The sequence below is a fragment of the Mycobacterium sp. NGS56 genome, from assembly GCF_059812425.1.
This window is the reverse complement of record NZ_JCALCQ010000001.1, coordinates 674,735-700,561: the sequence shown is the minus strand read 5'-3', so window position 1 is coordinate 700,561 and position 25,827 is coordinate 674,735. Positions and strand designations below refer to the sequence as shown.

At 64.4% G+C, this 25,827-nt stretch carries 21 protein-coding genes, 1 tRNA gene and 1 pseudogene; 10 read left to right on the top strand and 13 right to left on the bottom strand.

The features are described 5' to 3' along the window. Positions 1–2: 2 nt before the first annotated feature. Positions 3–335, bottom strand: coding sequence for a DUF2510 domain-containing protein (locus AC5Y4F_RS03240; RefSeq protein ID WP_499995095.1), 333 nt, complete (start codon positions 333–335; stop codon positions 3–5). A 296-nt stretch (positions 336–631) separates the two neighbouring features. Between AC5Y4F_RS03240 and AC5Y4F_RS03235 the strand changes: the two genes are divergently transcribed. From AC5Y4F_RS03235 to AC5Y4F_RS03215, 5 genes are all read left to right on the top strand, one after another. Then, the gene (locus AC5Y4F_RS03235) at positions 632–1,345 is read left to right on the top strand and encodes a DUF732 domain-containing protein (protein WP_499995093.1); all 714 of its coding nucleotides are present in this window, start codon (positions 632–634) and stop codon (positions 1,343–1,345) included. Positions 1,346–1,854: 509 nt separating this feature from the next. After that, entirely contained in the window at positions 1,855–2,577 is a 723-nt protein-coding gene (locus AC5Y4F_RS03230) for a hypothetical protein (protein ID WP_499995091.1), read from the top strand. Between the two features lie 95 nt (positions 2,578–2,672). Then, entirely contained in the window at positions 2,673–4,100 is a 1,428-nt protein-coding gene (locus AC5Y4F_RS03225) for a hypothetical protein (protein ID WP_499995090.1), read from the top strand. Next, positions 4,043–4,534: a hypothetical protein gene (locus AC5Y4F_RS03220; RefSeq protein WP_499995088.1), complete on the top strand. Its 492-nt coding sequence runs from the start codon at positions 4,043–4,045 to the stop codon at positions 4,532–4,534. Before AC5Y4F_RS03225 ends, AC5Y4F_RS03220 begins: the two co-directional genes overlap by 58 nt. Positions 4,535–4,729: 195 nt before the next feature. Continuing rightward, positions 4,730–5,896 (top strand): site-specific integrase, encoded by a 1,167-nt coding sequence (locus tag AC5Y4F_RS03215; RefSeq protein ID WP_499995087.1) that lies wholly within the window; start codon positions 4,730–4,732, stop codon positions 5,894–5,896. A gap of 47 nt (positions 5,897–5,943) precedes the next feature. On the opposite strand, the gene AC5Y4F_RS03210 is transcribed toward AC5Y4F_RS03215, so the two are convergent. The 6 genes from AC5Y4F_RS03210 to AC5Y4F_RS03185 all read right to left on the bottom strand — a co-directional run bounded on the left by AC5Y4F_RS03210 (position 5,944) and on the right by AC5Y4F_RS03185 (position 11,190). Beyond that, positions 5,944–6,016 (bottom strand) — tRNA-Arg (locus tag AC5Y4F_RS03210). Between the two features lie 48 nt (positions 6,017–6,064). Next, on the bottom strand, positions 6,065–6,889 hold the full coding sequence (locus AC5Y4F_RS03205) for an LLM class F420-dependent oxidoreductase (RefSeq protein WP_499995085.1): 825 nt from the start codon (positions 6,887–6,889) through the stop codon (positions 6,065–6,067). Positions 6,890–6,896: 7 nt separating this feature from the next. Beyond that, entirely contained in the window at positions 6,897–7,973 is a 1,077-nt protein-coding gene (locus tag AC5Y4F_RS03200) for a poly-gamma-glutamate hydrolase family protein (protein ID WP_499995084.1), read from the bottom strand. Next, positions 7,974–9,269 (bottom strand): Nramp family divalent metal transporter, encoded by a 1,296-nt coding sequence (locus AC5Y4F_RS03195; RefSeq protein WP_499995082.1) that lies wholly within the window; start codon positions 9,267–9,269, stop codon positions 7,974–7,976. 28 nt (positions 9,270–9,297) lie between these two features. Continuing rightward, a complete protein-coding gene (locus AC5Y4F_RS03190; protein WP_067930158.1) occupies positions 9,298–10,374 on the bottom strand; it encodes an NAD(P)H-dependent amine dehydrogenase family protein in 1,077 nt (358 codons plus the stop codon). 24 nt (positions 10,375–10,398) lie between these two features. Further along, positions 10,399–11,190: an SDR family oxidoreductase gene (locus tag AC5Y4F_RS03185; protein WP_067930156.1), complete on the bottom strand. Its 792-nt coding sequence runs from the start codon at positions 11,188–11,190 to the stop codon at positions 10,399–10,401. 125 nt (positions 11,191–11,315) lie between these two features. On the opposite strand from AC5Y4F_RS03185, the pseudogene AC5Y4F_RS03180 reads away from it, so the two are divergent. From AC5Y4F_RS03180 to pstA, 4 genes and pseudogenes are all read left to right on the top strand, one after another. Beyond that, positions 11,316–11,459, top strand: a pseudogene (locus tag AC5Y4F_RS03180) (phosphate ABC transporter substrate-binding protein PstS); the annotation flags it as partial. A 243-nt stretch (positions 11,460–11,702) separates the two neighbouring features. Further along, complete coding sequence (gene pstS, locus AC5Y4F_RS03175) at positions 11,703–12,818, top strand: phosphate ABC transporter substrate-binding protein PstS (RefSeq protein ID WP_067930154.1); 1,116 nt, start codon at positions 11,703–11,705, stop codon at positions 12,816–12,818. Between the two features lie 30 nt (positions 12,819–12,848). Further along, positions 12,849–13,823 (top strand): phosphate ABC transporter permease subunit PstC, encoded by a 975-nt coding sequence (pstC, locus tag AC5Y4F_RS03170; protein ID WP_156749898.1) that lies wholly within the window; start codon positions 12,849–12,851, stop codon positions 13,821–13,823. 126 nt (positions 13,824–13,949) lie between these two features. Further along, positions 13,950–14,852 (top strand): phosphate ABC transporter permease PstA, encoded by a 903-nt coding sequence (gene pstA / locus AC5Y4F_RS03165; RefSeq protein WP_067930150.1) that lies wholly within the window; start codon positions 13,950–13,952, stop codon positions 14,850–14,852. A 6-nt stretch (positions 14,853–14,858) separates the two neighbouring features. Here the strand turns inward: pstA and ku are convergent, their stop codons facing one another. The 5 genes from ku to AC5Y4F_RS03140 all read right to left on the bottom strand — a co-directional run bounded on the left by ku (position 14,859) and on the right by AC5Y4F_RS03140 (position 20,592). Further along, positions 14,859–15,764 (bottom strand): non-homologous end joining protein Ku, encoded by a 906-nt coding sequence (ku, locus tag AC5Y4F_RS03160; RefSeq protein ID WP_499995077.1) that lies wholly within the window; start codon positions 15,762–15,764, stop codon positions 14,859–14,861. A 98-nt stretch (positions 15,765–15,862) separates the two neighbouring features. Beyond that, the gene (locus AC5Y4F_RS03155) at positions 15,863–16,771 is read right to left on the bottom strand and encodes a carbohydrate kinase family protein (RefSeq protein WP_499995076.1); all 909 of its coding nucleotides are present in this window, start codon (positions 16,769–16,771) and stop codon (positions 15,863–15,865) included. After that, on the bottom strand, positions 16,768–18,180 hold the full coding sequence (locus AC5Y4F_RS03150) for a mannitol dehydrogenase family protein (protein ID WP_067930145.1): 1,413 nt from the start codon (positions 18,178–18,180) through the stop codon (positions 16,768–16,770). Before AC5Y4F_RS03150 ends, AC5Y4F_RS03155 begins: the two co-directional genes overlap by 4 nt. 34 nt (positions 18,181–18,214) lie before the next feature. Next, entirely contained in the window at positions 18,215–19,069 is an 855-nt protein-coding gene (locus tag AC5Y4F_RS03145; RefSeq protein ID WP_499995075.1) for an HAD family hydrolase, read from the bottom strand. Continuing rightward, positions 19,066–20,592, bottom strand: coding sequence for a mannitol dehydrogenase family protein (locus AC5Y4F_RS03140; RefSeq protein WP_499995073.1), 1,527 nt, complete (start codon positions 20,590–20,592; stop codon positions 19,066–19,068). Before AC5Y4F_RS03140 ends, AC5Y4F_RS03145 begins: the two co-directional genes overlap by 4 nt. Positions 20,593–20,726: 134 nt before the next feature. Between AC5Y4F_RS03140 and AC5Y4F_RS03135 the strand changes: the two genes are divergently transcribed. Beyond that, complete coding sequence (locus AC5Y4F_RS03135) at positions 20,727–22,982, top strand: ATP-dependent DNA ligase (RefSeq protein WP_499995072.1); 2,256 nt, start codon at positions 20,727–20,729, stop codon at positions 22,980–22,982. A gap of 21 nt (positions 22,983–23,003) precedes the next feature. Here AC5Y4F_RS03135 and AC5Y4F_RS03130 read toward each other — a convergent pair whose 3' ends face one another. Beyond that, positions 23,004–25,796 (bottom strand): helix-turn-helix transcriptional regulator, encoded by a 2,793-nt coding sequence (locus AC5Y4F_RS03130; protein WP_067930133.1) that lies wholly within the window; start codon positions 25,794–25,796, stop codon positions 23,004–23,006. Between the last annotated feature and the right edge of the window lie 31 nt (positions 25,797–25,827).

Genomic DNA, 25,827 nt, shown 5'->3' with positions numbered 1-25,827 from the left:
CACTAGAAACCGTCGTCCGCTAGCCGACTAGGCCGATACCCTGGGGGCATCGGCGGCACCTGCGGCTGGTCAGCCCACCGCCGACCATCCCAATACCGGTATTGGACGGGATCTGCCGGGTCTTGATACCACCCTGGCGGCGGCAACGCCGAAGGCCACCGTGGCATCTCGGCCGAAGGCGACTTCGGCAAACACAACACGATGATGATGCCGATGACCCCCAGCAGCACACCGAGCAGGAACCCCTCGCCGCCGCTGCGATTCTTGGATTGGTTGATCGCGCAGCCGATACCACCGCACAGCGCGCAGAGCACGATCATCCCAAACCAAGACATTGCTTCCCCTGTGGTGATTAACCCACTGTGAACTACGGTCCCGACCCGTAGCTGACGGGCACGCTAACAGATGATCAGTGATGTAACCGGAATTTTCACAATTCCCGGACCGACAAATTGCGGGAGCGTTTACGCTCCCATCGAACGAAGCGGGCTACTTCACCAAATGCGGACTTCACCAACGGAGAGAGTTTGGGGGGCATGTTGTTCCGCCGCTTGGTTACGTGCAGCACGCGCAAGTGCTCGCCGGGGACGATCGCGGTATCTATGGCGAATACAGTTGAAACACTGCAAACATGAGCGAGCCGATTCCGCCCGCCCCGCCGCCGTCCCATTCTGAACCGGAGCCGGAGACTACCGGCGTACCGACCTGTGCGCCGACCGAAGCGGGAACGGCTGCGACACAAGACACCTTGATGTCACCGCCGACGCCTGAACCTGCGACGGTTGAGGCGTGGTCAGACGAAACCGAACCGATAGATCGCGATCCGCAGACGTGGCGTAAGACGTGGGTCACGGCTGCCATCCTTGCGCTGGCGGGCATCGTTGTCGGGGCAGCGGTTTGGTTTGGGCACTGGGCGTGGCCGCGGTCCGGACAAAGCGGTTCACATCCGGCACCGGCACCGGCTTCGAGCCCGATGCCGACCACCAACTCCGCTGCGCCACCAGCAGCTGCACCGACCAGCGCCCTGGCCCCTGCCCCGCCTCCGACCACTGTGCAGGCGTCACCATCGACGGTGCAAACACCACCGCTACCTGATGTCGGGATCTCACCGGAGATGGTCGCGTGGTACGACCGGGAATTCATCGCCAACCTGACATACAACGGGGCGAGGGTGACCGACCCAGTAGTACTGGCCCACGAGGCCCACAGGGTGTGCGCCATGTTGCAAAAGGGCGCGACACAGGACGATGTGATTCAGAAGATCGTGGCACAGTCGGGGTGGAATTATTTTACAGCCACGATATTCGTGTCGACCGCGATGTCGACCTACCCCAGTTGCCCGTGATTAGGTTCATCCCACCCCTTTGCCGGACGGCTCGGGAGCGGGGCGGGCCGCTGCGGGCGGTAGCCGCGGCGGATGCGCTGCTTGGTGAGCGCGTTGCGCTCATCGCGCAGGCAAGCGGGAATTTTCACAAATCCCGATGTGAGTAAGCATGCGAGCGTTTACGCTCCCATCGACGGAACGGGCACGTCACCAAATCCAGAAGCAGCGTTTAACAGATGTGAGTCCGGCCATGAATCGCATACGACTATTCATCACCGCATTTTCCGTAGCCATCGCGTTGATGGTCGGCGCCGGCGCCTTTGCCGGCATGCCTACCGCTTCCGCCGACCCCGTATGCGGCACGGCTGGGACGCCGCCGTGCGCGGGCCCGGGACCTTTGACGCCAGAACAGCAGTGCGCACTGTTCGCGGCGCGAACTTGGACGCCGTGCAACTGGATGGGCATGCAAGTACCCGCTGGCACCCCGGGGAGTTGGGACGGGCCGCCAGCGCCGCCGCCGCAGTGATCCTATGAGCACCGGCGCCCAACACGGTGAGCAGCAGCCGCCGACAGCGGCTGTCGGTGACCGTGACGAGACGGCCGTCGGCCCCTGCGCGGATGAGACCGAGATCGTGCCGCCGGTGGCCGACGCCGGGCTCGAGCTGGCTTGGTCCGACGACGAGAATGACAACGCTGCTGGGACCTCGTGGGGAGCTGCTGCTGAACGTGCCAGCATCATCGTCCTCGGCGCCGCGGCAGTCGCTGTCGTTATTGGTCTTTCGATCTGGCTTGCGTTCTACCTCTCTGACCAGAACCGACCGATGCGCGCCCCGGACGCTAAGGCTCCTACCGCGATCGCGCCGGTACCGACCGCGGGACCGCCGCCGCCGGCCACAGTGACGGTCACCGCGGCACCCCCGCCAACCGTCCCGGTGGAAGCATCCCCGCCTGCTCCTCGCCATGATGATGGCGGTGCACCTCCGCCCGCCCGCGGCACCGACGTCTTCACCATCTGCCCAGATGGGCATGAAGGCGTTGTCGGCGGCCATACTAGCTGCGAATTCGCCTCCAGCGTGCGTCAAAGCTTCTACGCCTCAGGCATGTCCACCACCGTCTTCGCCTACTCGCCCGTCACTGGCGACGGCTACGAGATGACTTGCGTCGGTAGGTTTCCGGCATATTTCAGCGACGGGTCGACGAAGATTTCAACCCGCTGCTACGGAGGCGACAACGCCGAAGTCGTCATCTGGTGACTCGCGTTCACTCGGGGTCATCCCTCAAAGATTCGTACTTAGGCAACAGCCACTGACGCACCTTGACGTGGCACTGGAAGGAAGAATGTCACAGCATGCCCCCAGTTGCGTGGACCGTTATCGGCGGTGATCTGGCCGAAACCGTGCTTTCGAATTTGCTCTACCACGACCACCCCAATGCGGTCCGCATCAGGCAATCCCAAGGCGACCTCGGGATTGACGTCCTCGTTCCCTTAAATCCCTCGGGTGAGCCGTTCGATGTGTACCAGATAAAGAAATTCGCGGAAAACCTGGAAGACAGCGAGAAGCGTCAGATCAAGGATTCCTTCCGGCGGTTCCTCGTCGGCGTGGGTCGTCACCGCATCCCGGCCGAGGGCTGGTACCTGATGATGCCCCTGGACCCGACGAGGCATAACTACCTGGCCTGGTTCAACGGCATGCCCGATGAGGTGATGGCCGAGATGTTCGCCGACACCAAACTTGCGTTGACTGAGGAGGAGAAGCAGCGAATCAACGAGTGGCGCAACGCAGATGGTCGCGAGATTGCGTGGAAAGGGGCCATCTACTGCGACAACCTCGCCGCTGAGCACCGCTTTGTGATCGACTATTACATCAACGGTGCCGATCACACGATCCGAGACGCGGTCAAAGATGTTGCGTCGCTGGCGAGGACCGCAAATGAACTCTCTGAGTCTTCCGACGCCGGCACGGTGGCGCTGAGGACCCCCGCCGAGATGATGGATCACCTTCGGACGCTACAGACGGTGCTCGACACCGACCCGCACTACCGCTACGACATCAGCCTTGAGCATGTCGCGTCTGCGATCGTCGCCGAGCCCGATCTTGTCGCCGCTACGCAGGTGTCGTGGGAAGATGGACAAACAGTTACCGTCCGTGTCTACCAACGATTCGCGGAGGCACTGAATGAGCGGCCGATCACGGTCAACTTTAAAATCCTCACAGATCACGCCACTTTCGACCGTCAGGCGTTCGACATGTGGCGCAAGTATGGCAAGGCGCTAACCGCACCAGCAGAGGTCACGGCGGCTGACCTCCCGGGTGGGTTGGGCGACGCGATGACCGGTGATGTTGCCGAAGTTCTGATTGGGCCGATCGGGGAGGCTCAGGACGCTCGATTCCGGATCCGTAGACCTGACGGGACCACGGGTGAGCCGCTTCCGTTCTCGATCACTTTGTCCGAAGGCGCCGCTGGCAACAGCGGGCACGGATCTGACCACACGGAGTTTTTAGACTTCGAAATGGTCAGTGATCGCGAAACACGAATCGGCACTTGGGATTTCGAGCGAAAAAACTTGTCGGCACCGAGGTCGTCGCAGCTCTTCCAAGCATCGAATTCATGCAGGAACTCCGAGCGCCGAACGTCCTCGAAATTGCCTCAAGATATGGGCAATTCGTTACATACGCTGAGATCCCACCCACCGACGAGGTGTTCCCAGATGCGCTTATGGATTATCTACGCGCGCTCGCGAACATCCAAACTGTCACCGCGACGCCGATTTTAATCCCTGATCTGACAAGGGTACGAGTTGAAGATGTGGAGGCCGCTGCCGAGGCGTCGGCTCTGATCAGTGGGCAGACGGTGGTTTTTAACTGGAGAGAGATAATTTTAGGTCCGGCTGCCGACCAGCAACCAGCCGGGCCAGGGACAGAGGTCGATACCGCTCTCTACTACCAATTTCTCCGGCTACGCCGGCTGGTACTGCACGTCGGCAACCAAGAACTGCTACTTGGTGCGGAATCAACCACATTTCTGTCGGCGGCAGTTGAGATTGATAACGGCCAACTCGTTGCGCAGCCGTTCCGCAACGACGCTGCGCACAAATCATTCTCGGCCGAACCGGATGCAATCCGCGAATGCGAGCAGTACGAAGGCGGGGTCATTTATAAACCGATCGGACGGATAGACGACGATCCGCCAACGCAACCGAGCGAGTAACTCTCCTGGTCAGTCGGGTCAGCGGCGGCTGCGAATTCAGGATCGCGGAGGGCGCACTCAAGAGCCCGGCCATCCGCGCCCGGCTACTCGGCGATCTCGACAGCAGGCCGGCCCATAGTGATCCGCAATACGCCATGCAATTGCAAAGTCAGCTCGACTGGGTTACGAAGCAACTCTCGCAACTGAAGGATGAAGATGGCGGGTAGGCCGCCGTTGCGAATCGGTGCGCACGGGAAGATCACCCGCAAGTATCTCGGCGGGGGAGTCTGGTTGGCGCGCACCCGGTTTCGTGACTCAGACGGCGTAACGCGCATCGTTGAGCGCCGCGGACCATCCGATGAACATGACGCGCACGGCAAGCTCGCCGAGGACGCGCTCATCGAGGCGTTGGTACAGCGTCGGGCGGCTGGCGACAGCGAAATCACCCTCGACACCCGGATCACGGCGCTTGTCGACCAGCACATCGACCGCCTCGAGGAAGACGGTCGCGCTGTTCGAACCATCGACACATACCGATACTGCGCGAAGCTATTGGCAAAAATCATTGCCGGGGTTCGCATTGGGGAGGCTACGCCGGCGCGCTTGGACGCCGCTATCCGCTCCATGCGGCGCGCCCACGGTGACGTGTTAGCTGTGCAGTCCAAGACGATCCTCAAAGGCGGTCTGCATCTAGCGGTCATGGCTAACGTGATCGCCGCCAACCCTGTTCGCGACGTGTCGCCGATGCGATCGAAGTCGCGCCCCAAGGGCGCCGCGGCGCTGACGGCCGACGAATTACGTGGGCTGCTAGGCCAACTGCGCGCGTCGGAAGCATGTCAGCGGCACGATCTTGTCGACCCGATCACCCTTTTCATCGCTACTGGATTACGGATCTCTGAACTGCTGGGCCTGGAATGGAGCGACTTCGATGAATCAGCGGCCTCGCTGACCGTCACTGGCAAGGTAATCCGGGCCGCCGGCAAAGGGCTCATTCGGTTGGACGAGACGAAGACGGCCGCCGGCCGCCGTACGTTACCGCTGCCCGGGTTCGCGGTAACGGTGCTTTCCACGCGTCGCGCGCTACCGTATCTCGATCAGCAGACGATGGTATTTCCGTCGACCGCCGGCAGATGGCGCGATCCGGACAACTTCCGCGCTCGGTGGCGAGCGGTGCGCGACGAACTCGGCGTCCCGGATGCGACCTCCCATAGCTTCCGCAAGACAGTGGCAACGCTAATCGACGACGCGGGCCTGTCGGCTCGGATTGGCGCCGACCATCTCGGGCACACCCGGATCTCGATGACTCAGGACCGCTACATGGCGCGTGGTCGCGTACATACTGCGGTTGCGGACATGCTGGACCGGACCATAAACGATGAATAAACGATGGATTGGCTTGCTAAGGCGGACTAAGTACCATGTTTGACCTGTGCCCCCGGCAGGATTCGAACCTGCGACACCGGCTTTAGGAGAGCCGTGCTCTATCCCCTGAGCTACGAGGGCGGACGGGCCTGAGCTTACCGGCAGGCTGGCGGGTAACCCCCGCGGCGGTCAGCGCAGTTCGGCGATCACCTTGGCGAAGTTGTCGATGTTGTTGTCCTGCACGGTGAATGACGACACACCGTACTTTTCGCGGTACGCCGACAACGTGTCGGCCATCTCGCGGGGGGAGCCGCTGAGTACCGAGGGCTGAGACAGGATCTCCTCATCGGACAGGTTGGGTGAGTAAGCGCGCGTGAGCTTGAGGTCGGGCTCGGTCTCGCCGACGCGTGGCATCGCCGTGATCGCCAGGTTCAGCTCGAGTGAGTTGAACCGTTCTCCGGCCGCATTGCGGACGAACTCGACGCGTTCGGCGAACGGGTCCTCGACGTCGCGCACCTTGGAGCCGGTCAGCCCGATGATGTCGGCATTGCGGGCTGCGATGGTCAGCACACGGTCGCCATTCCCGGCGATGATGAGTGGCGTCGACGGGTGATGATCTTTCAGGTACTTCGTCATGTGCTCGAGATAGTCGACCCGTGCGCCGGCGCTGGGATACGGAATCTCCGCGGCTTCGAACTCTTCCCGAACGTACCCGGTGCCGAGCCCGATCTCCAGGCGGCCATTGCTGAGTAGATCCAGGGCTTGCATGTCCCGGCTGAGCAGGGCCGGCTTGTAGAACGCGGAATTGAGCACATACATGCTCAGCCGCAGCGTCGTGGTGACCATCGCGACCGCGGTCAGCGTCGGGAACGGTGCCGCGGCGCCCAAATGGTCGGGCACACAGAGAATGTCGAAGCCGGCGTCCTCGGCGCGCTTGGCCTTGTCGAGCAGCGCCTCGCGCGATTTGTAAAACCGCATGCTCATTCCGAAGCGAAAATCCTTGGCCACCAACAATCTCCGTTCAACGATTCGACATCGACCAACTACGTGCTGCTGCGGCCAACCCCTGGATCAGGGCGCCGGTGACCGACGACAAACCGTCATCACCCGGCAGCGGACTGCGGGGGCTGATCCCCCGGACCCGCGCCGAAAGCTCCAGCTGGGTTCCGCCGTCCCGCACCCGGTTCACCGGGTTGCGCGGGTGCAGGCCCCGCAACTCCGGCGGGATGTCGTCGAGGTCGGCGATCACCTGATAGCCGGTCAGCTGGATATGCCGCGTCAGATGAGCTGCCAAAGCTCTGTTGCGGCCGCCCGCCAATAGCTGGGTACTGCGACCATCACGCCCATACCCATGCAGCGACACCGCCACGTCGACATGATCGAGGAACTCGGCGAGCCGCGCCGACTCGGCCGGGTCGAACAGGGCAGACGGCAGGTGGTGCGGGTAGCGATCCGGATGGCGCACCACATACACCGACGCACCGGCGGCCTCTGCGGCGCGCTCGGCAATCACATCGGTCATCTCTTCCAGGCCCCCGCCGTGGATCGCGAAAAAGCCGAAACGCGAATGTATTTTGCTGATTTCGGTTACCCCGGGCTCGCTCAGCAATGCCGAAAGCGACTGTGGCCCAGGCCCGCATGCCGACGGCGATTTCGGGCTGGGCCATCCAGCGGGATCCCAGCGGCGTAAGAAGTCGACCCAGCGTTGCGGCAACCCGTGCTGGGTGGCGCCGTCGATGATCTTGGGCAGGTAGCCGGGCCGGGGCGGGCCGGGCGTCACCCGGTGGTCGATGTAGACCCAGGCCGACGCCGGTCCGTCGTCGGTGTGCACGGTCATCTCGTCGCGCCGGTAGCGGACCGGCACCCCCTCGGCGCTGTCCAATGTCGCCAAGTCACCATCGGAGATTTGCCAAACCACCCCGTACACCTGGTTACCGGCGAGCGGTTCGACGGTCGCCACGCCGCGCTGATTGATCAGCCAGTCGTGATCGGTCAGCACCGCCGGTCGCGGCTGCGCGGCATCGGGACAGCGTTGCGTCATCTGACGAACGCATAGGTTCGACCCGTATGCGAAGTAGAGGTGCCGGCGGGCCGGCATTCAGCCGGTCACCGTCAGCCAGACGAGCACCATGTTAAGCAGACTAATCAATACGCCGACGGCCCAGCCGAGAACCGTCGTGATGCGGTGATTGACGTCGCCGCCCATCAACTCGCGATCGCTGGTCAGCTTGATCAAAGGCAGTACCGCAAAAGGAATGCCGAACGACAACACCACCTGCGACAACACCAACGCGCGGGTCGGATCGAATCCCACCGCCAAAATCACCAGGGCGGGCACCAGCGTGATCAACCGGCGCACCACTATGGGAATCGAGCGGTGCAGCAATCCCTGCATGATCATGGCGCCGGCGTAGGCGCCCACCGACGACGACGCCAGGCCCGACGCGAGCAACCCGATCGCAAACAACACAGCGATGGTGGCGCCCAGTGTGTGGTGAATTGCGGAGTAGGCGCCCTCAATAGAGGCGCTCAGGTCGCGGTGTTGCAGGTTGACCGCGGCGATGACCAGCATCGCTGCGTTGACCGTGCCGGCCACCGTCATCGCCAGCACGACATCCCATCGGGTGATGCGCAGCAGCAGGCGCCGATGTGAACCTTCGGCGGGATGCCCGTGCCGGTCCAGGACCAGGCCCGAATGCATGTAGACCGCGTGCGGCATCACGGTCGCACCCAGGATGGCGGCCGCCAGCAGTACGCTTTCGGTGCCGCTGAACCGGGGCACCAGCCCGCCGAGCATCTCCTCCGGCGGGGCCGTCTTGACGAAGAAGCTCGCCGCGAACCCGATCGCGATGACGAGCAACAGGCCGGTGATGACCCGCTCGAAAATGATCTGTCCGCGCCGGTCCTGAATCCCCAGCAACAGCAAGGCCACCAGGCCGGTGATCAGCCCGCCGGCCAGCAGCGGCAAATCGAAGAGAATGTGCAGGGCGATGGCCCCACCGACGACTTCGGCCGCATCGGTTGCGATGGCCACGAGTTCGGCCTGAGCCCAGTACACCAACCGCGCCGGGCGGCCCATCCTCTTGCCGATCGTGCCGGGCAGGGAGCGCCCCGTGACCAGTCCCAGCTTCGCCGACAAGTACTGCACCAGCCCAGCCAGCACGTTGGCCGCCACGATGACCCACAGCAACAGGTAGCCGTACTGCGAACCGGCGCTGACGTTGGCGGCGACGTTTCCCGGGTCAACGTAGGCGATCGCGGCGACGAACGCGGGCCCGAGCAAATACCAGTTGCCCTTCAGGGAGCCCTGGGTGCGCTGCCCCAACCTGCCGACCTCAATTCCTGGCGCCGAATAATAAAGTGAGGTTAGCCGAATATCCTGCGCGACCGTCATCGGCTCCGGCGTTTCCCTCCTTCGATCCTCAGCGCGGCAGGTACAGCCCCTTCCCGGTGACCAACGGCAGGTCCAGGGTCGTCACGATCCCCGGCCGGGCGGCCACCACCGCGGGGATCGCGTTGACTACGCGCATCGCGGTGGCTACCAGGCCGGCGTGGTTGTGATCGCCGTTGCGGCTGCTCAAACAGATATCCATGGCGTATGACGGTTCGCCGGCGATCTCGATGCGGTAGGAGCCGCCCTCTTGGGCGGGCTGTGGCCACTCGGGGCACAGGTCCTCGCGCAGCCGGGTGACGTGTTCGAGGACGACGACGGGGTCGCCGTCGACCATGCCGAACACCTCGAAGCGCAGCGCCGCGGCGGTGCCCTTGGCGATGTGACCCGCGGCGATGTCGAAGTCCTCCGGGGCGGGTATGCGAACGTAGTCCTGGGTGACCTCGTCGAGCGAAATACCAAGCCCCGCAGCGATTTGGCGGATCACCGACCCCCACGCCAGGCTGAGAACGCCGGGCTGCAACAGCATGGGAATCTCGTCCAGCGGGTTGCCAAACCCCATGACATCGAACATGACCGTGGCGCTGTCATAGGTGGCGTAGTCGACGATCTCCATGCAGCGAATCTGCTGAATGCTTTGGCAGGTGCCTGCCAGCGCCAGCGGCAACAGATCGTTCGCGAACCCGGGATCGATACCGTTGACGTAGAGGCTCGACTTCCCTTCGCGCGCTGCATCTTCCAAAGGCTTGATGAGCTCCTCCGGGATGACCTGCCACGGATACTGCAAGAAGACCGGGCCGCTGCCGACGATATTGATTCCCGCCGCCAAGACGCGCTTGTAGTCCTCGAGCGCCTCGGGCAGCCGGTTGTCGGCCAGCGCGTTGTACACCGCACATTGCGGTCCGGTGGCGAGCACCGCATCCAGGTCCGTGCTGGCGAGCACGCCGGTCGACTCCCTCAGCCCCGCAAGCTCTGCCGCGTCCTTGCCGGCCTTGGCGTCTGAGGATACCCAGACGCCCTTCAGGTCGAACTCGGGATTGGTGATGAGCGCCCGCAGAGCGTGGATACCGACGTTGCCTGTGCCCAATTGAACGACGGGAATGGGCATGACTAGCTCCTTAGCGGTCGGGGGTCACAGGTCGGGGATGGGGATGTCGAGGTTGGGGAAGGTGAGGCCGCCGTCGACCTCGAGCGTCTTGCCGGTCAGGAAGCTGCCGGCGGGAGACGCCAAATAGACTGCGGCGGCCGCGATGTCGACGGGATCGCCGAGGCGGCGCATCGGTGTGGCCTTCTCCATTGGCGCACGCAGCTCGTCGTTGGAGGCAACCACGTCCAGGGCGGAGGTCAGGATCGAGCCCGGCGCGATCGCGTTGACGCGAACGCGCGGGCACAAGTCCAGGGCGGTCAGCCGGGTGTAGTGCGACAGCGCGGCCTTGGCGGTGCCGTACGCGGCAAAACCGCGCCCGGCCAGCCGGCCCATGGTCGAGGTGATGTTGATGATGCTGCCTCCGCCGGAGTGTTCCAGCATCAACGGCACCGCGGCCAGCGTCAGCGCGTGGGCCGTGGCGACATTGAATGTGAAGGCGTCTTTGAGATCCTTCGTAGAGGTGGTCAGCAGCGTGTTGGGCATGGTCCCGCCGACGTTGTTGACGACGATGTCTAGTTTCCCGAATTCCTCGAGGGCCTTGCCGGCCAGCTCCGCGGTGGACTCGGGATGCGCCAGGTCGGCCGCCACGACGTGGGCCCGCCTACCGACCGCGCGGACCTGCTCGGCGACGGCGTCTAGTTGGGACTGCGTGCGGGAGGCGATGAGAACATCCGCGCCCGCCTCGGCGAAAGCCAGCGCGATCGCCGCCCCGAGGCCGCGGCCTGCACCGGTGATGACGGCGACTTTGTCGTCGAGACGGAACCTGTCAAGGATCATTGGCAGCCTCTCTTCGTTTCGGTGTCAGCCGACACGGTAGCAAGCCGCGGCGGCTCGGATCGGGCATTTCTGGAACACGTTCTACTTTTGTCGCTGACGTCGTATGACAGCCGCCGCGCCGGCATGCCCAGGTCGGTGCGGCGGTAAAGGCGTTCCTGCAGAGCACGGTCGGCGCCGGGCAGAACGGCTTGGGGGCGGGCAACGGATACGTCCCGGTGCCTGCATCATTCAAGTCGCGCCAGGCGCAGTCCATCAACGCCGTGACGTGAGAACCAGTTCGCGGCGACATCGTCGCGAACTAATCCACGCAACTTTCTTTGCTGTCGCACGGCGCTAGAACACGGGCGGGTACTGCTCATGCCCACGTGGCCGCGCGGTGCCAATGCGTTCAGCGGTGATCGTTCACCAATTTGCTCGACGTTCATCTTGTTACTGTTAGCTTCGTGGCTGCGAAACGGGCTGGTCGGGCGCAGCGGCTACCGACAGGCAGATCCCTACCTTAAGGAAGCGAATTGAAACTGAACCGATTTGGCGCCGTGTTGAGCGTGCTGGGCGCCGGTGCGCTGGTGTTGTCGGCGTGCGGAAGCGATAACAACAACGGAAGTGGCGCGAGCGCAACGAGTGGCTCCTCGTCTGGCAACGTGAGCTGCGGTGGCAGCAAAGCGCTCAAAGCCAGCGGCTCGACGGCTCAGGCCAACGCGATGACCCGGTTTGTCAACGCGTTCGAACAGGCCTGTCCCGGCCAGACGCTGAACTACACCGCCAACGGGTCGGGCGCGGGAATCAGCGAATTCAACGGTAAACAAACAGATTTCGGTGGTTCGGATTCGCCGCTGGCGCCAAACGAATACGCCGCGGCACAGGAACGTTGCGGTTCACCGGCGTTGAATCTCCCGGTGGTTTTCGGCCCGATCGCCATCACCTACAACGTTGCGGGCCTCAATTCGCTGAGTCTGGATGGCGCCACGGCCGCCAAAATCTTCAACGGCGCGATCACGACGTGGAACGACCCCGCCATTCAGGCGCTCAACCCCGGTGTCACGCTGCCCGCCGAACCGATTCACGTCGTGTTCCGCAACGATGAATCCGGTACCACCGACAATTTCCAAAAGTATCTCGATGCCGCCTCCGACGGTGCGTGGGGCAAAGGCGCCGGCAAGACATTCAAGGGCGGTGTCGGCGAGGGAGCAAAGGGCAACGACGGCACCTCGGCGGCGATCAAGGCGACCGAGGGGTCGATCACCTACAACGAATGGTCGTTTGCCCAAGCGCAGAAATTGAACATGGCCAAGGTCGTCACCTCGGCCGGCCCGGTCCCGGTGGCGATCAGCGCCGACTCGGTGGGCAAGACGATTGCTGGCGCCAAGATCGCAGGCCAGGGCAACGACCTGGTGCTGGACACGCTTTCCTTCTACAAGCCGACCCAGGCCGGTTCCTACCCGATCGTGTTGGCCACCTACGAGATCGTCTGCTCGAAGTATCCCGACGCGCAGATCGGTACGGCGGTGAAGGCGTTCCTTCAGAGCACGGTCGGCGCCGGGCAAAACGGCCTTGCCGACAACGGCTACATCCCTATCCCTGACTCGTTCAAGGCGAGGTTGTCCGCTTCCATCAACGCCATCACATAACCTGAGGTGGTCGGGACAGGAGGATCAGCAATCAGCCCGTCGACCACGGAGAAGCCGGCTCTAACAGCGCTGAGTGAACACGTGGGGCGGCGGGCTGATCGGCTGTTCAAGTTGACGGCCGCCGCTGCCGGTTCGACGATTGTGGTCGCGATCCTGTTGATCGCGGTGTTCCTGTTGCTGCGTGCGGTCCCGTCGTTGCGCGTCAACCACGCGAACTTCTTCACCAGTTCGAAGTTCAGCACCAGCGACCCGAACAAGCTCGCATTCGGTATCCGCGACCTGCTCATGGTCACGGTGCTCAGCTCGCTCAGCGCGTTGGTGCTGGCCGTCCCTGTCGCGGTCGGTATCGCCGTGTTCCTCACCCAGTACGCCCCGAGGCGGCTGGCGCGGCCCTTCGGTGCGGTGGTGGACCTGCTGGCCGCGGTGCCATCGATCATCTTCGGACTGTGGGGGATTTTTGTGCTTGCACCCCAGATCGAGCCGGTGGCCGCGTTCCTCAACCGCCACCTGGGTTGGTTGTTCCTGTTCAAGCAGGGCAATGTCTCATTGGCCGGCGGCGGCACCATTTTCACCGCCGGCGTCGTGCTGTCGGTGATGATCCTGCCCATCATCACGTCGGTCTCGCGGGAGGTGTTTCGCCAGACCCCGCACATCCAGATGGAGGCGGCGCAGGCGCTTGGCGCCACCAAATGGGAGGTGGTGCGGATGACCGTGCTGCCGTTTGGCCGCAGCGGTGTGATCGCGGCCTCGATGCTGGGGTTGGGTCGCGCGCTCGGCGAAACCGTGGCGGTGCTGATCATCTTGCGTTCGGCCGCCCAGCCGGGTAACTGGTCGCTGTTCGACGGCGGCTACACGTTCGCCTCAAAGATCGCGTCGGCGGCCGCCGAGTTCAGCGCGCCGCTGCCCACCGGGGCATACATCTCGGCGGGATTCGCGCTGTTCGTTTTGACGTTCGTCGTCAACGCGTTCGCGCGCGCGATCGCAGGCAACAAGGTCAACGGATGAACCGCTACGAGGAGCGGCGCTCATGACCCGCGCGGCGACGATGCAGAGCGAAGCGATGAGGAGGAGCGGCGCTCATGACCCGCGCGGCGACGATGCAGAGCGAAGCGATGAGGAGGAGCGGCGCTCATGACAGTTGAAGCGCTGGACCGGCCGGTGAAGGCCGACGTGTTCAGGCCGCTGAGCTTCCGGCGCCGGATCACCAACAACGCCGCGACGATCTGCTTCCTCGCTTCGTTCTGCATTGCGCTGGTGCCGCTGATCTGGGTGTTGTGGATCGTGGTCGAACGAGGCTGGTACGCAGTCACACGGTCGGAGTGGTGGACCCACTCGCTGCACGGCATCCTGCCGGAGCAGTTCGCCGGCGGCATCTACCACGCGCTCTACGGCACGCTGGTACAAGCCGGGGTAGCCGCGGCCCTGGCCGTACCGCTGGGCTTGATGACGGCCGTCTTCCTCGTGGAATACGGATCCGGGCGCTTGGTACGGCTGACGACGTTCATGGTCGACGTGCTCGCCGGAGTGCCCTCGATCGTGGCGGCGCTGTTCATCTTCAGCCTCTGGATCGCCACCCTGGGCTTCCAGCAGAGCGCGTTCGCGGTGTCGCTGGCCCTGGTTTTGCTGATGTTGCCCGTGGTGGTGCGGTCCGCCGAGGAGATGCTCAGGCTGGTGCCCGATGAACTGCGTGAGGCCAGCTACGCGCTTGGTGTGTCGAAATGGAAGACCATCGTGCGGATCGTCTTCCCGATCGCGATGCCCGGCATCGTGTCCGGAATCCTGTTGTCCATCGCGCGGGTGATCGGTGAAACCGCGCCGGTGCTGGTGCTGGTCGGCTACAGCCGGTCGATCAACCTCGACATCTTCCACGGCAACATGGCGTCATTGCCGCTGCTGATCTACACCGAGCTCACCAATCCCGAACACGCCGGTTTCCTGCGGATTTGGGGTGCCGCGCTGACCCTGATCATCATGGTCGCCGTGATCAATGTCGTTGCGGCGCTGACCCGCTTCTTGGCAACCCGCAAACGCTGAGCCGGCTCAGGACTTCGACGCCGCCTTTTTGGCCGCCTTCTTGGCCGGCGCCTTTTTGGCGGCCGTTTTCTTCGCCGGGGCCTTCTTCGCCGCGGCCTTCTTCGCGGGTGCCTTGCCGTTACCGGAACGCGCCTTCACGCTGGCCTCCAGCTTGGCGAGCAGATCCGAAACGTCCTCGGTCTCGTCCAGTTCCTTCGGCTGCTCCTCGGTGGTAAATGCTTCTCCGCCTTCGAGTTTGGCGTCGACCAGTTCTTGTAGCTGCTCCTGGTAGGTATCGTGGTAGCGGTCGGGGTTGAAGTCCTCGGCCATCGACTCCACGACCTGACCGGCCATCTTGAGTTCGGCCGGCTTGATCTCGACCTTCTTATCCAGGATGGGGAAGTCCGGATCGCGGATCTCGTCGGGCCACAACAAGGTATGCACCACCATCACGTCGCGCTTGCCGAAGTCCTTGACGCGCAACGCCGCCAGCCGGGTTTTATTGCGCAGCGTGAAGTGAACGATTGCCATCCGATCGGTCTCGGCGAGCGTTTTGGCCAGCAGCACATAGGATTTGGATGACTTAGAGTCCGGCTCCAAGAAGTAGCTGCGGTCGAACAGCATCGGGTCCACCTCGGTGGCCGGCACAAACTCCAGCACTTCGATCTCGCGACTGCGTTCCTCGGGTAACGTGGCGAGGTCGTCGTCGGTGATGATGACCATCTGACCGTCGTCGGATTCATAGGCCCGCGCGATGTCGCGGTATTCAACGACTTCGCCGTCCACCTCGCACACGCGTTGGTAGCGAATGCGGCCGTTGTCCTTGGCGTGCACCTGGTGGAACTTGATGTCATGGTCCTGGGTGGCGCTGTACACCTTGACCGGCACATTGACCAGCCCGAACGCGATGGAACCCTTCCAGATGGAGCGCATGCAAGTCAGTATGCCCGTAGGGCCGGTGGCAAAACAGCACGACAGGGCTACGACGCGGGATCGACCGGCCAGACTTCGAACTACGGGGGGGTGCGCGGCTAACGACGCGAAGCCGCGTCCAGCGCAGCCCGATCCGGCAGGTCGGCTCCCGCGCGAGCGACGGTGAGCGCCGCACACAGGCTCGCCACCTCCAACGCCGCAGTCAGCTCGTCGATGCCGATTCCGTGCAACTCGGCGCGCCGGTCGCCGCCCAACAACCCCGACTGCCACAGCGCGTCGAGCAGACCGGCCATGAACGAGTCACCGGCGCCGACGGTGTCAACGACGTGCACCGCCCGCGTCGGCACCCGGGCGACGCCGTCCGCGCAGAGCGCCATCGCGCCGCGGCCGGCCAAAGTCACCGCCACGATGGCCGGACCCAGCCGCAACCAGGTTTGTGCGATCTGCTCGGGGGGACGTGCGGGGTCCATCCAGCGCAGGTCTTCCTCACTGACTTTCACGATGTCGCTGCGCTCGACGAGGTGCTCGATGCGCTCCACCGCCAGTTCCCGGTCCGCGATCAGCGAGGGCCGGACGTTGGGGTCGAAGGTGACCGTGGCCGAAACACGATAGGTGTCGATCAGCGCGGCGACCGCCAGGCAGCCCGGATCCTGCACCGCCGCAATCGATCCGGTATGAACGAACAGCGGCGGCGCGACCGGCGGCGTTCCAGAGAGCCGCCAGTCCAGGTCGAACACGTAGTCGGCCGCCCCGTCTTCGGCGATGGTAGACCGTGCGGTCGCCGTGCGCTGCGCGGTCCGGCTTTCCGAAACCAGCTGCACCCCTGCGGCTTCGACGTAGTCGACGATGCGGCGTCCATGCGAGTCGTCGGCGATCGAGGTCAGGAAGTCGACCTCGCGGCCAAGCCGGCCGAGTCCGACGGCGACGTTGAGCGGACTACCGCCGACATGCTCGTCGGTCCCGACGACATCGATCAGCGACTCGCCGATCACCAGCCCGCGGGTCATCGCACCAAGGCATCGAGCGTCGCCCGAGCCCCCTTGCTGTGCAACGAATCCAGCGCCCAGCGGTACGCCTCGACGAAGCGGGGTTGGTGGGCCAGATCGCAGAACACCGCGGTGATCTCGATGAACGCGGTGGGATTCTCGCGCTGCGACCGGGCGATCGGAATGAGCGAGTCCGCCAGCTGGTCCAGTACCTCGTATGGCTTGCCCCACTCGTCGACGCCCTCGGCGTATCGTGCCCAGCTCGCCACCACGGCTGCCGCCAGCCGAACCGGCCCGCCGTTGGCCAGGTTGTCGCAGATGACCGGATACAGCCATTTCGGAATGCGATCCGACGAGTAGGCGCACAGCCGCGCGACCGTGTCGCGCACGGCCGGGTTGGCGAACCGCTCGACCAGCGTGCGGCCGTACGCTTGCAGGTCGATTCCCGGCACCTGCGGCAGCGTGGGAATGGCCTCCGATTCGAAGTAGGCAAGCAGGAATTCGGCGAACAACGGATCGCTTGCGGCCTCGTGGACGAACTTGAACCCGCAGAGATGGGCAAAGTACGCCAGGCACTGATGCCCCGCGTTGAGCAGTCGCAGCTTCATCAGCTCGTACGGACGCACATCGTCGACCAGCAGCACGCCCGCTTGTTGGAGCGGTGGCCGGCCATCGGCGAAGTCGTCTTCGATCACCCAGGCGGTGAACGGCTCGGCCACCACCGGCCACCGGTCGTTGACGCCGAAGTCGCGCCGCACCTCCGCGGCCATCTCCAAAGTCGTTGCCGGAGTGATGCGGTCGACCATCGAACTCGGAAACCGCGCGTGCTCCGCCACCCACTCGGCCAACTCGGGATCTATGCGGTCGGCGCTTGCGAGCACGGTACGCCTGGCGACCTCACCGTTGTTCTCGATATTGTCGCAGGAGACGATTGTCGGCGCGGTTATGCCGCGCCGGCGTCGGCGGTCCAGCGCCTCGACGATCAACGCGAACGCGGGGCCGTCCGGGTCGCGATAACCTCCCTCGGTGATGGTCAGCGAGATGATCCGGGTGGACGGGGCGGCCAGCACCTCCAAAGCTGAATCCGGATCGTCCGGGGCGTAGCGATAGTCGATGATCGAGCCGATCACCTGAGCATCCCGGGTGCCGTTGGGGTTCTCCAGGATCAGCGTGTAGAGGCCGTCCTGACCCTCGAGTACGTCCCGCATGGTCCAGTCCGCCGGCATGACCCCCACACCGCAGATGCCCCACTCGTGCGCCAGGCCTTGCTGCAGCAGCAGGTTGATGTACGCGGCCTGATGCGCGCGGTGGAAATGACCGGCGCCGATATGCGCGATGCCGACGGTCACCGTGCTGCGGTCGTAGCTGGGCGCGTCGATCGGCACCGTCGCGAGTGCCGCATTGTTCAAATTGATTCCGCTGGGCTCCATTGGCCAACTCCTCCCCGGGTCAGCGCCCGGGTCGTCACCGGGCCGCTGAACCTCCGGCCGGCATTGCCGATAGCAGCAACACATCCGCGAGCGCGCGCCATGAATCGGTGATAGCGACTGCGCCGGCATCGATCAATTCCACACGGCGGCAATCCCGTTCGTCGGGTAGCACGAACATCAGGTTGCCGATGGTGGCATAGCCGGCCGCGACTGCGGATGTCACGCCTGCCACGGAGTCCTCGATGGCCAGCCCCTGTTCGGCTGCGACGCCCAGCACCTGGCCGCAGTGCAGGTACACCGCCGGGTCGGGCTTGCTCGTCGGCACCGGAAGAGAATCCTCCGCGCTGAACGTCGCCGCCTCCGGTATGAGCGAGTCGAGGCCGGTGGCGGTGAAGCAGGCACGCAGACGCTGGGTGGCGCTGGAACTCACGGCGGCGAGCGCATAGCGGCCGGCGAGGCTTCGCAACGGCTCCAGCACCTCCGGATCCGGGGTCAATGTGACGGCCAGATGAGCCGTGACCCGCTCGCGCTCCTCGCGCACCCACTGCTCGAGCTCGTCGGCGGACAGCGCGTTGCCGCTCGCGAGGTCACTGGCCGAGGCGACCACCGCCGCGGGACGGCCCTGGACCAACGTTTCCTCAAGCGGCACTTCGCACTGCACCGCCAGATCGAGAGCCGTGTTACGGAAGTTCTTCCCGACGGCCCGCTTGCGCAGCTCCTCGCAGCTAAGCGGCGAGGTCACGCCGAACCTGGCCAGGAAACGGTTGGTCACCTCGGTCGAGGCGTCGAACGCCGGCCTCTCCGAGCCGAACAGGTTGTCATCGGCGTCGCAGAGCAAGGTCGTGATCGGCGCCGCGTCGAAGGTGCGCACAAAGCTCAGGCCGTTCATCGCGACACCAACTCTCGCTCGTGGTCGCGCATCGCGTCACGCAGGGTGGGCACGACACCACGCTCGTCGATATCGGCGATCATGGCGCCGAGGCGCTCGGCAAAACCGGGAACCGCGCGTACCTCGGCGAACATCTCATGGCTAAGTAGCGGATCGGGGTTCGTGCTCGCCATGTTGGCCAACCTAGTCACCGGAATCGCCTGGGAGTCTTCGAGGCGGAGCTTTCGCCCCTTGAGGTCGTGGCCGCGCATGTAGCGCGCCCATCCCGCAACCGCCAACATCAGCAGCGTGTGCGGCCTGCCCCGCGCGATCGCCTCCTGCAGGGAGGGCAGCACAAACGAGGCGATCTTGCTCGTTCCCCGCCGCGCCAGCCGCGACAATTGGTCACTCATGCGGGGATTGCCGAGCCGGTCGAGCAGGATGCCCCGATATCCGGGTGTGTTCATCCCGGGGACGGCGGGTAGCAGCGGCTGAATCTCGTCGCGCAGGAGGTTTTCGACGTAGTCGAAGATGACGCGGTCCCGCATCGCCTCGTCGGTGGACTGGTAACCGGCCAGCGTGGCCAGGCATGCAAGTGCGATATGGGTTCCATTGAGAAGTCGGGTCTTGATCAGCTTGTGGTCGCTGACATCGGCAACGAATTCGGCGCCGACCTCGTCGAGCGGCGGCCGCCCGTTGCTGAAGGAGTCCTCGATCACCCATTGGCGATGAGGCTCGGTCACCACCGGCCATTTGTCGGCGACCCCGAAGGTCCGCTCAACGAAATCGCGCTCCGATGTCGAGGTTTGCGGGGTGATGCGATCGACCATGGTGGACGGGAACGCGACATGCGTGTGGATCCAGCGGGCGAGCTTCGGGTTCTTCAGGGCGGCGAACGACACCAGTGCGGTTTTCGCCGGCCGGCTGTCACCGGGAATGTTGTCGCAGCAGAGCACGGTGAACGGCGTGACGCCCGCGCGCCGCCGTCGGTCGAGAGCCTCGGCCAGATATCCCCACGCGGTGGCATAGCCACCGGACGCGACGACGTCAGCGCGCACGTCGGGGTGGTCGGCGTCGAACTCGTCGGTGGCCGGATTCAGGAAATATCCGTTGCCGGTGATGGTCAGGCTGACGATCCGGGTTTGGGGATCTGCCAAGGCGGCGCGGACCGCTGCGTCATCATCGGGTGCGTAGTGAACGGCGCCGATCGAGCCGACCACGCGGGCAGTCTGGCGGTCGTGGCCACGCTGCACGACGGTGTACAGGCCATCTTGCGCTGACAGCAGGTCTTTGACGTCAGGGGAGTGCAGGCTGACGCCGGTGACGCCCCAGCGATCCGAAATACCCGAGCAGGCAAGGTCATCGAAGTACACGGCCTGATGCGCGCGGTGAAAGTTCCCCGCACCGATGTGAACGACACCACGCTGAAGGCTCGATCTGTCATACGCGGGCACGTCCACCCGCTGGGAATGCAGTCGCAATGTCGCGTCGCTCAAGGGGACGGCGCCGTCCCGACGCCAAGGGGGTGGGATGACATCAAACATTGCACTCCACCTGTACCCGTGCCCTGGGGGTCGGTCAACGCGTCCGTGGGTGATGTCACAAAACAGATCGACTGGGATATCGATAGTCGGTGGTCAGGCCTGTTCGACACTAGTCGAACGCGTAGGTTGACAACATGGCACCGCGGGTGAAACTGACCAACGCCGGCAAGGTGCTGTATCCCGCCACCGGAACCACGAAAAGCGACATCTTCGACTACTACACGCGCATCGCCGAGATGATGATCCCGCACATCGCCGGGCGGCCGGCCACGCGCAAGCGCTGGCCCAACGGCGTCAATGAAGAACCATTCTTCGAAAAGCAATTGGCCTCGTCGGCGCCGGCCTGGCTGCCGCGCGCCAGCGTGACCCATCGATCCGGGACGACCACGTATCCGATCATCGACAGCGTCGACGGGCTGGCGTGGATCGCCCAGCAGGCTGCGCTGGAGGTCCACGTACCGCAGTGGCGCTTCGTCGCCGAGTGGACCCGCAGCCGGGCCGAAGAACTGAAACCCGGCCCGGCGACTCGCCTGGTGTTCGACCTGGACCCGGGCGAAGGCGTCACGATGGCCCAGCTGGCCGAGGTGGCGCGCGCCGTCCGCGAACTGATCACCGGAATCGGACTGACGACGTATCCGCTGACCAGCGGCAGCAAGGGCCTGCACCTCTACACGCCGCTGCAGGAGCCGGTGAGTAGCAAGGGCGCCACCGTATTAGCCAAACGTGTTGCGCAACAACTGGAAAAGGCGATGCCCACACTAGTGACGTCGACCATGACCAAGAGCCTGCGGGCCGGAAAGATCTTTCTCGACTGGAGCCAGAACAACGGCTCCAAGACGACCATCGCGCCATACTCGCTGCGAGGACGTGAACAACCCACCGTCGCTGCTCCGCGCACCTGGGAGGAGCTCGACGACCCGTCGCTGCGCCAGCTGCGTTACGACGAAGTTCTGGACCGGGTCGCCCGTGACGGCGACCTGCTGGCACCGCTGGACGAGGATGCACCGATGCCGGATCGCCTGAGCAAATACCGCAGCATGCGCGACGCCTCGAAGACGCCCGAACCGGTGCCGGCAGCGAAACCCATTATAGGGCAAGGAAATAGCTTCGTCGTCCAAGAACACCACGCCCGTCGGCTGCATTACGACTTCCGGCTGGAACGAGACGGCGTGCTGGTGTCGTGGGCGGTACCGAAGAACCTGCCCGAAACCACCTCGGTGAACCACCTGGCGGTCCACACCGAGGACCACCCGCTGGAGTACGGCGGATTCGAGGGCATCATCCCCAAAGGGGAGTACGGCGCGGGGAAGGTGATTATCTGGGACTCCGGCACCTACGAGGCCGAGAAGTTTCGTGACGACGAAGTCATCGTTAATCTGCACGGCAGCAAGATCTCCGGACGCTACGCACTGATTCAGACCAACGGGGACCAGTGGCTGGCTCACCGGATGAAGGACCAAAAGCTTTTCGAGTTCGACACCATCGTCCCCATGCTGGCCACCCACGGCTCGGTCACGGCGCTGAAGGCAAGCCAATGGGCGTTCGAAGGCAAATGGGATGGCTATCGGCTCTTGATCGAGGTCGACCACGGCGCCATCCGGGTACGTTCTCGGCGCGGCCGCGAAGTCACCAGCGAATATCCCGAACTTCGTTCGCTGGCAGACGCTCTCGCGGAGCACCACGTGGTCCTCGACGGCGAGGCCGTCGTCCTGGATTCTTCGGGTGTGCCCAACTTCCACGAGATGCAGAACCGTGGCCGCGGCTCACGCGTCGAATTCTGGGCGTTCGACGTGCTGTACCTCGACGGCCGCTCGCTGCTGCGGGCCAGTTATCGGGACCGGCGAAAGGTGCTGGAAATGCTGGGCGCCGGCAGCGATCTCATCGTTCCCGAGCTACTGCCCGGAGACGGCGCACAAGCGCTGGAATACTCGGGCAAGCGCGGCTGGGAGGGGGTGATCGCCAAGCGGCGTGACTCCACCTACCAGCCCGGGCGGCGCTCGTCGTCATGGATCAAGGACAAGCACTGGAACACCCAGGAGGTCGTGATCGGCGGGTGGAAGGCGGGGCAAGGTGGACGCACCAGCGGCATCGGCTCACTGCTGATGGGCATCCCCAGCGCCGACGGCCTGCATTTCGCGGGGCGCGTCGGCACCGGGTTCACCGAGCGCGACCTGGCCAACTTGAAGAAGACGCTGGCGCCGCTGCACACCGACGAATCCCCGTTCCACCCCCCGCTGCCCAGGAGCGAAGCCCGGGGCGTGACCTACGTCAAACCCGTTCTGGTCGGGGAGGTGCGCTACAGCGAGTGGACCCCAGACAACCGGCTACGCCAATCGAGTTGGCGGGGGCTGCGACCGGACAAGGAAGCGAGTGAGGTGGTACGCGAGTGAATGATGTTCAAAAGCACTGTGTCACTTGCGCTGGACGAGGTCGAACACGGACGTACTGGCGTCTGACTTCAAGCCGTCACTCGAGCGGGCCCGCAAGTCGCGGCGGGACGATACTCCGAGCTTGGCGAAGATCCGACTGAGGTGCCATTCCACTGTGCGCGGGCTGATGAATAGATGACTGGCGATCTCGGAGTTGCTGTAACCGTCGCTTGCAAGTCGGGCGATGTAGCTTTCTTGTGTCGTCAAAGTCGTCGCCGTTCTGTCGCCCCGCTCTTTTTGTAGCGGCTCGCCCGCGGCCTGGAGTTCGCGGCGCGTCCGCTCGGCGAAGCCGTCGGATCCCATTTGTCGGAACATTTCATGAGCGATGCGCAATTCGGCGCGTGCTTCCGCTCGGCGGTTCTCGCGGCGCAGCCACTCACCGAAAATGAGGTGGGTGCGCGCGGTCATGACCTTCAGTGGTGAGCGCTCCAGTCCTTCTATTGCGTTGCGATACTCGTTTTCGGTTGCGGGTCCCGTGGTAGTCAGCGCTTTGGCGCGCGCTGCGTATCCGAATGCTGTTGGAGTTCCGGTTGCTTCGGCCCTCTCGATCACCTGTTCTGCTGTTGATTCAGCGATGCTGGTGTTGCCGGAACGTGCCGCAGCTTCCACCGTCTCGTTGAGTAGGTGGCCGTACATTCCTACGTCGTCGTATTCCAGCGCGGCCGTGCACGCCGTGAGCGCTTCGTCGTACTGGCCGAGTCCGTTGTGCAGGATGGCCAGCGAGAAGAGCACGACGGTGATTTCGCTGCCTTCGCCACGCGCGGTGGCGTCCCGGATGGTGGTTTGCGCGAGTTCTCTGCCGAGTTCCTCTTGCCCGCGACAGGCGGCGAGGTATGTCTGGATGGAGCGGTGCGGCGGCGCGCCGGTCGCGGTGCAGATCGCTTCCGACTGCGCGAGCAGATTCGCGGCCTGCGCGAAGTCGCCGGCGGTGACACATCCCCCTGCGTAGGTGGTCAAAGCGGCGGGGAGAACCGCCAATTCGCCCGCGGCACGGAGGAGTTCGACTTGGCGGCGGTTGAGCGAGTTGTAGGTATCCTGATCGAACAGATCGAGGAGGACCCGCAGTGTGATGTCATGTGACCGTGGATCCGCGATACCCGCTTCGTCTTCCTTCAGGTACTGGTTGATGGCCCGCCGCAGCAGTGGTGCCGCGACGGCGTGTCCCTCGGTGAGCCGGACGACGATTCCTTCGAGGAAAAGGTCGGCGGCCGTGGGACGGCCGGACGGGGGTAGGGCGTGTCGCGCGGCAGTCGCTATTGCTGCCGCGGATGTCTGTTCCTCCGCGAGGCGGCCGACGATCATCGCCGCCACGAGTGCGTCGAGATAGGTCTCGCGCGCGAGTCCGGCATCCAGTGGCTGCAGCCGTTGGGCGGCCGCCAGCAGCAGTGGAGGTGCGTCTCGGCCTCGTTGGGCGGCGAAGGCGATCTTGGCTCGCAGCAAATCCAGACGCGCACTGAGCATTTCGTTTTCGGTCCCCGCGACTGCCGCTAGCAACCGCGTTGCGGCCTCTGGGTCACCTGCGTCCAGCTTGGACAGGGCCGCGTCGAGTGCGCGCTCGGCCCGTCGCTCGGGGTCGGGCGTCAGTTCGACGGCATACGCCAGGAATGCCGCGGCGGCGGCGGTGCCACCGCGTCGGCGGACGCGCTCGGCGGACTGTATGAGCTCGACAGCGACAGTCTCATCGGGTGCGCTCGTGGAGTGGGCGCGATGCCAGGCACGGTGCTCGTTTGCGGCCGGGCCAATTATGACGTCGGCCAACGCGGCATGCGCCTGTCGCCGTTCAGACGGGGACGCGTTGCGGTAGACAGCCGAACGAACCAGTGGGTGGCGAAAGCGCAGACGGGATTCGACGGTGATCAGGCCGCAGCGCTCCGCCGGAACGACGGCATCGGCGTCGATGTGGAGTTGGGCGGCCGCGGCCCACAGCCATGTTGGGTCGCCGGTCGGTTCCGCAGCCGCAATAAGCAGAAGAGTCCGTGTCGCCGGCGGCATTTCGCGTAGGCGCTGGTCGTATTCTCGCTCGATCCGCTTCGCGACCGACGTCGCGGCCGTGAGCCCGTATCCGCCTGCTAACACCGCTGGTGCCATGGCGTGGCGTAGCTCGAGTAGCGCCAGCGGGTTTCCGTCCGCTTCGGCCAGGATGTTCTCTCTGACGGTGTGGTCCAACTGACCCGGCATGACTTCGGACAGCAGTGTGCTGGCATGGGTGTGTGCGAGCCTGCTCAGATTCAGCTCGGGTAGGCCGTCCAACTCGTGATGGGCGCCGGGTGAGCGGTTGGCGAAGATCATCACCACCGGGTCTGCGAGAAGCCGGCGTGCGGCGAACGCCAGCGCTTGCAGTGACGCGCGGTCGATCCATTGAGCGTCGTCGATAAGGCAGACGGTCGGGCGCTCCGCGCCGGCATCTCCGAGAAGCGTCAGCACGGCCAAATTCACCAGGAGGCGATCCGGTGCCGTACCTTCGCGCAGGCCTAGCGCCACCCGCAGCGCGTTCTTCTGTGGGTCAGGTAATCGGTCGATGTGAGCGAGAATCGGGCCACACAGCTGCTGCACGCCGGCGTAGGCGAGTTCCATCTCCGATTCCGCACCGCTGATGCGGATGATGCGAAGCCCGTCTTCAGCCGTCGCAAGTACCTCAGTGAGCAACGCCGTCTTCCCGATGCCGGCCTCGCCGTGAACGACGAGGACGCCGCTCTGGCCGGCTCGGGCGCGGTCACACAGCTCGACGAGCCGCTGCTGCTCGTCCTCTCGGCCGATGAGCGCACGGCTACCCATGCCGGTGATCTTGACATGCCAGCGAGCTGGC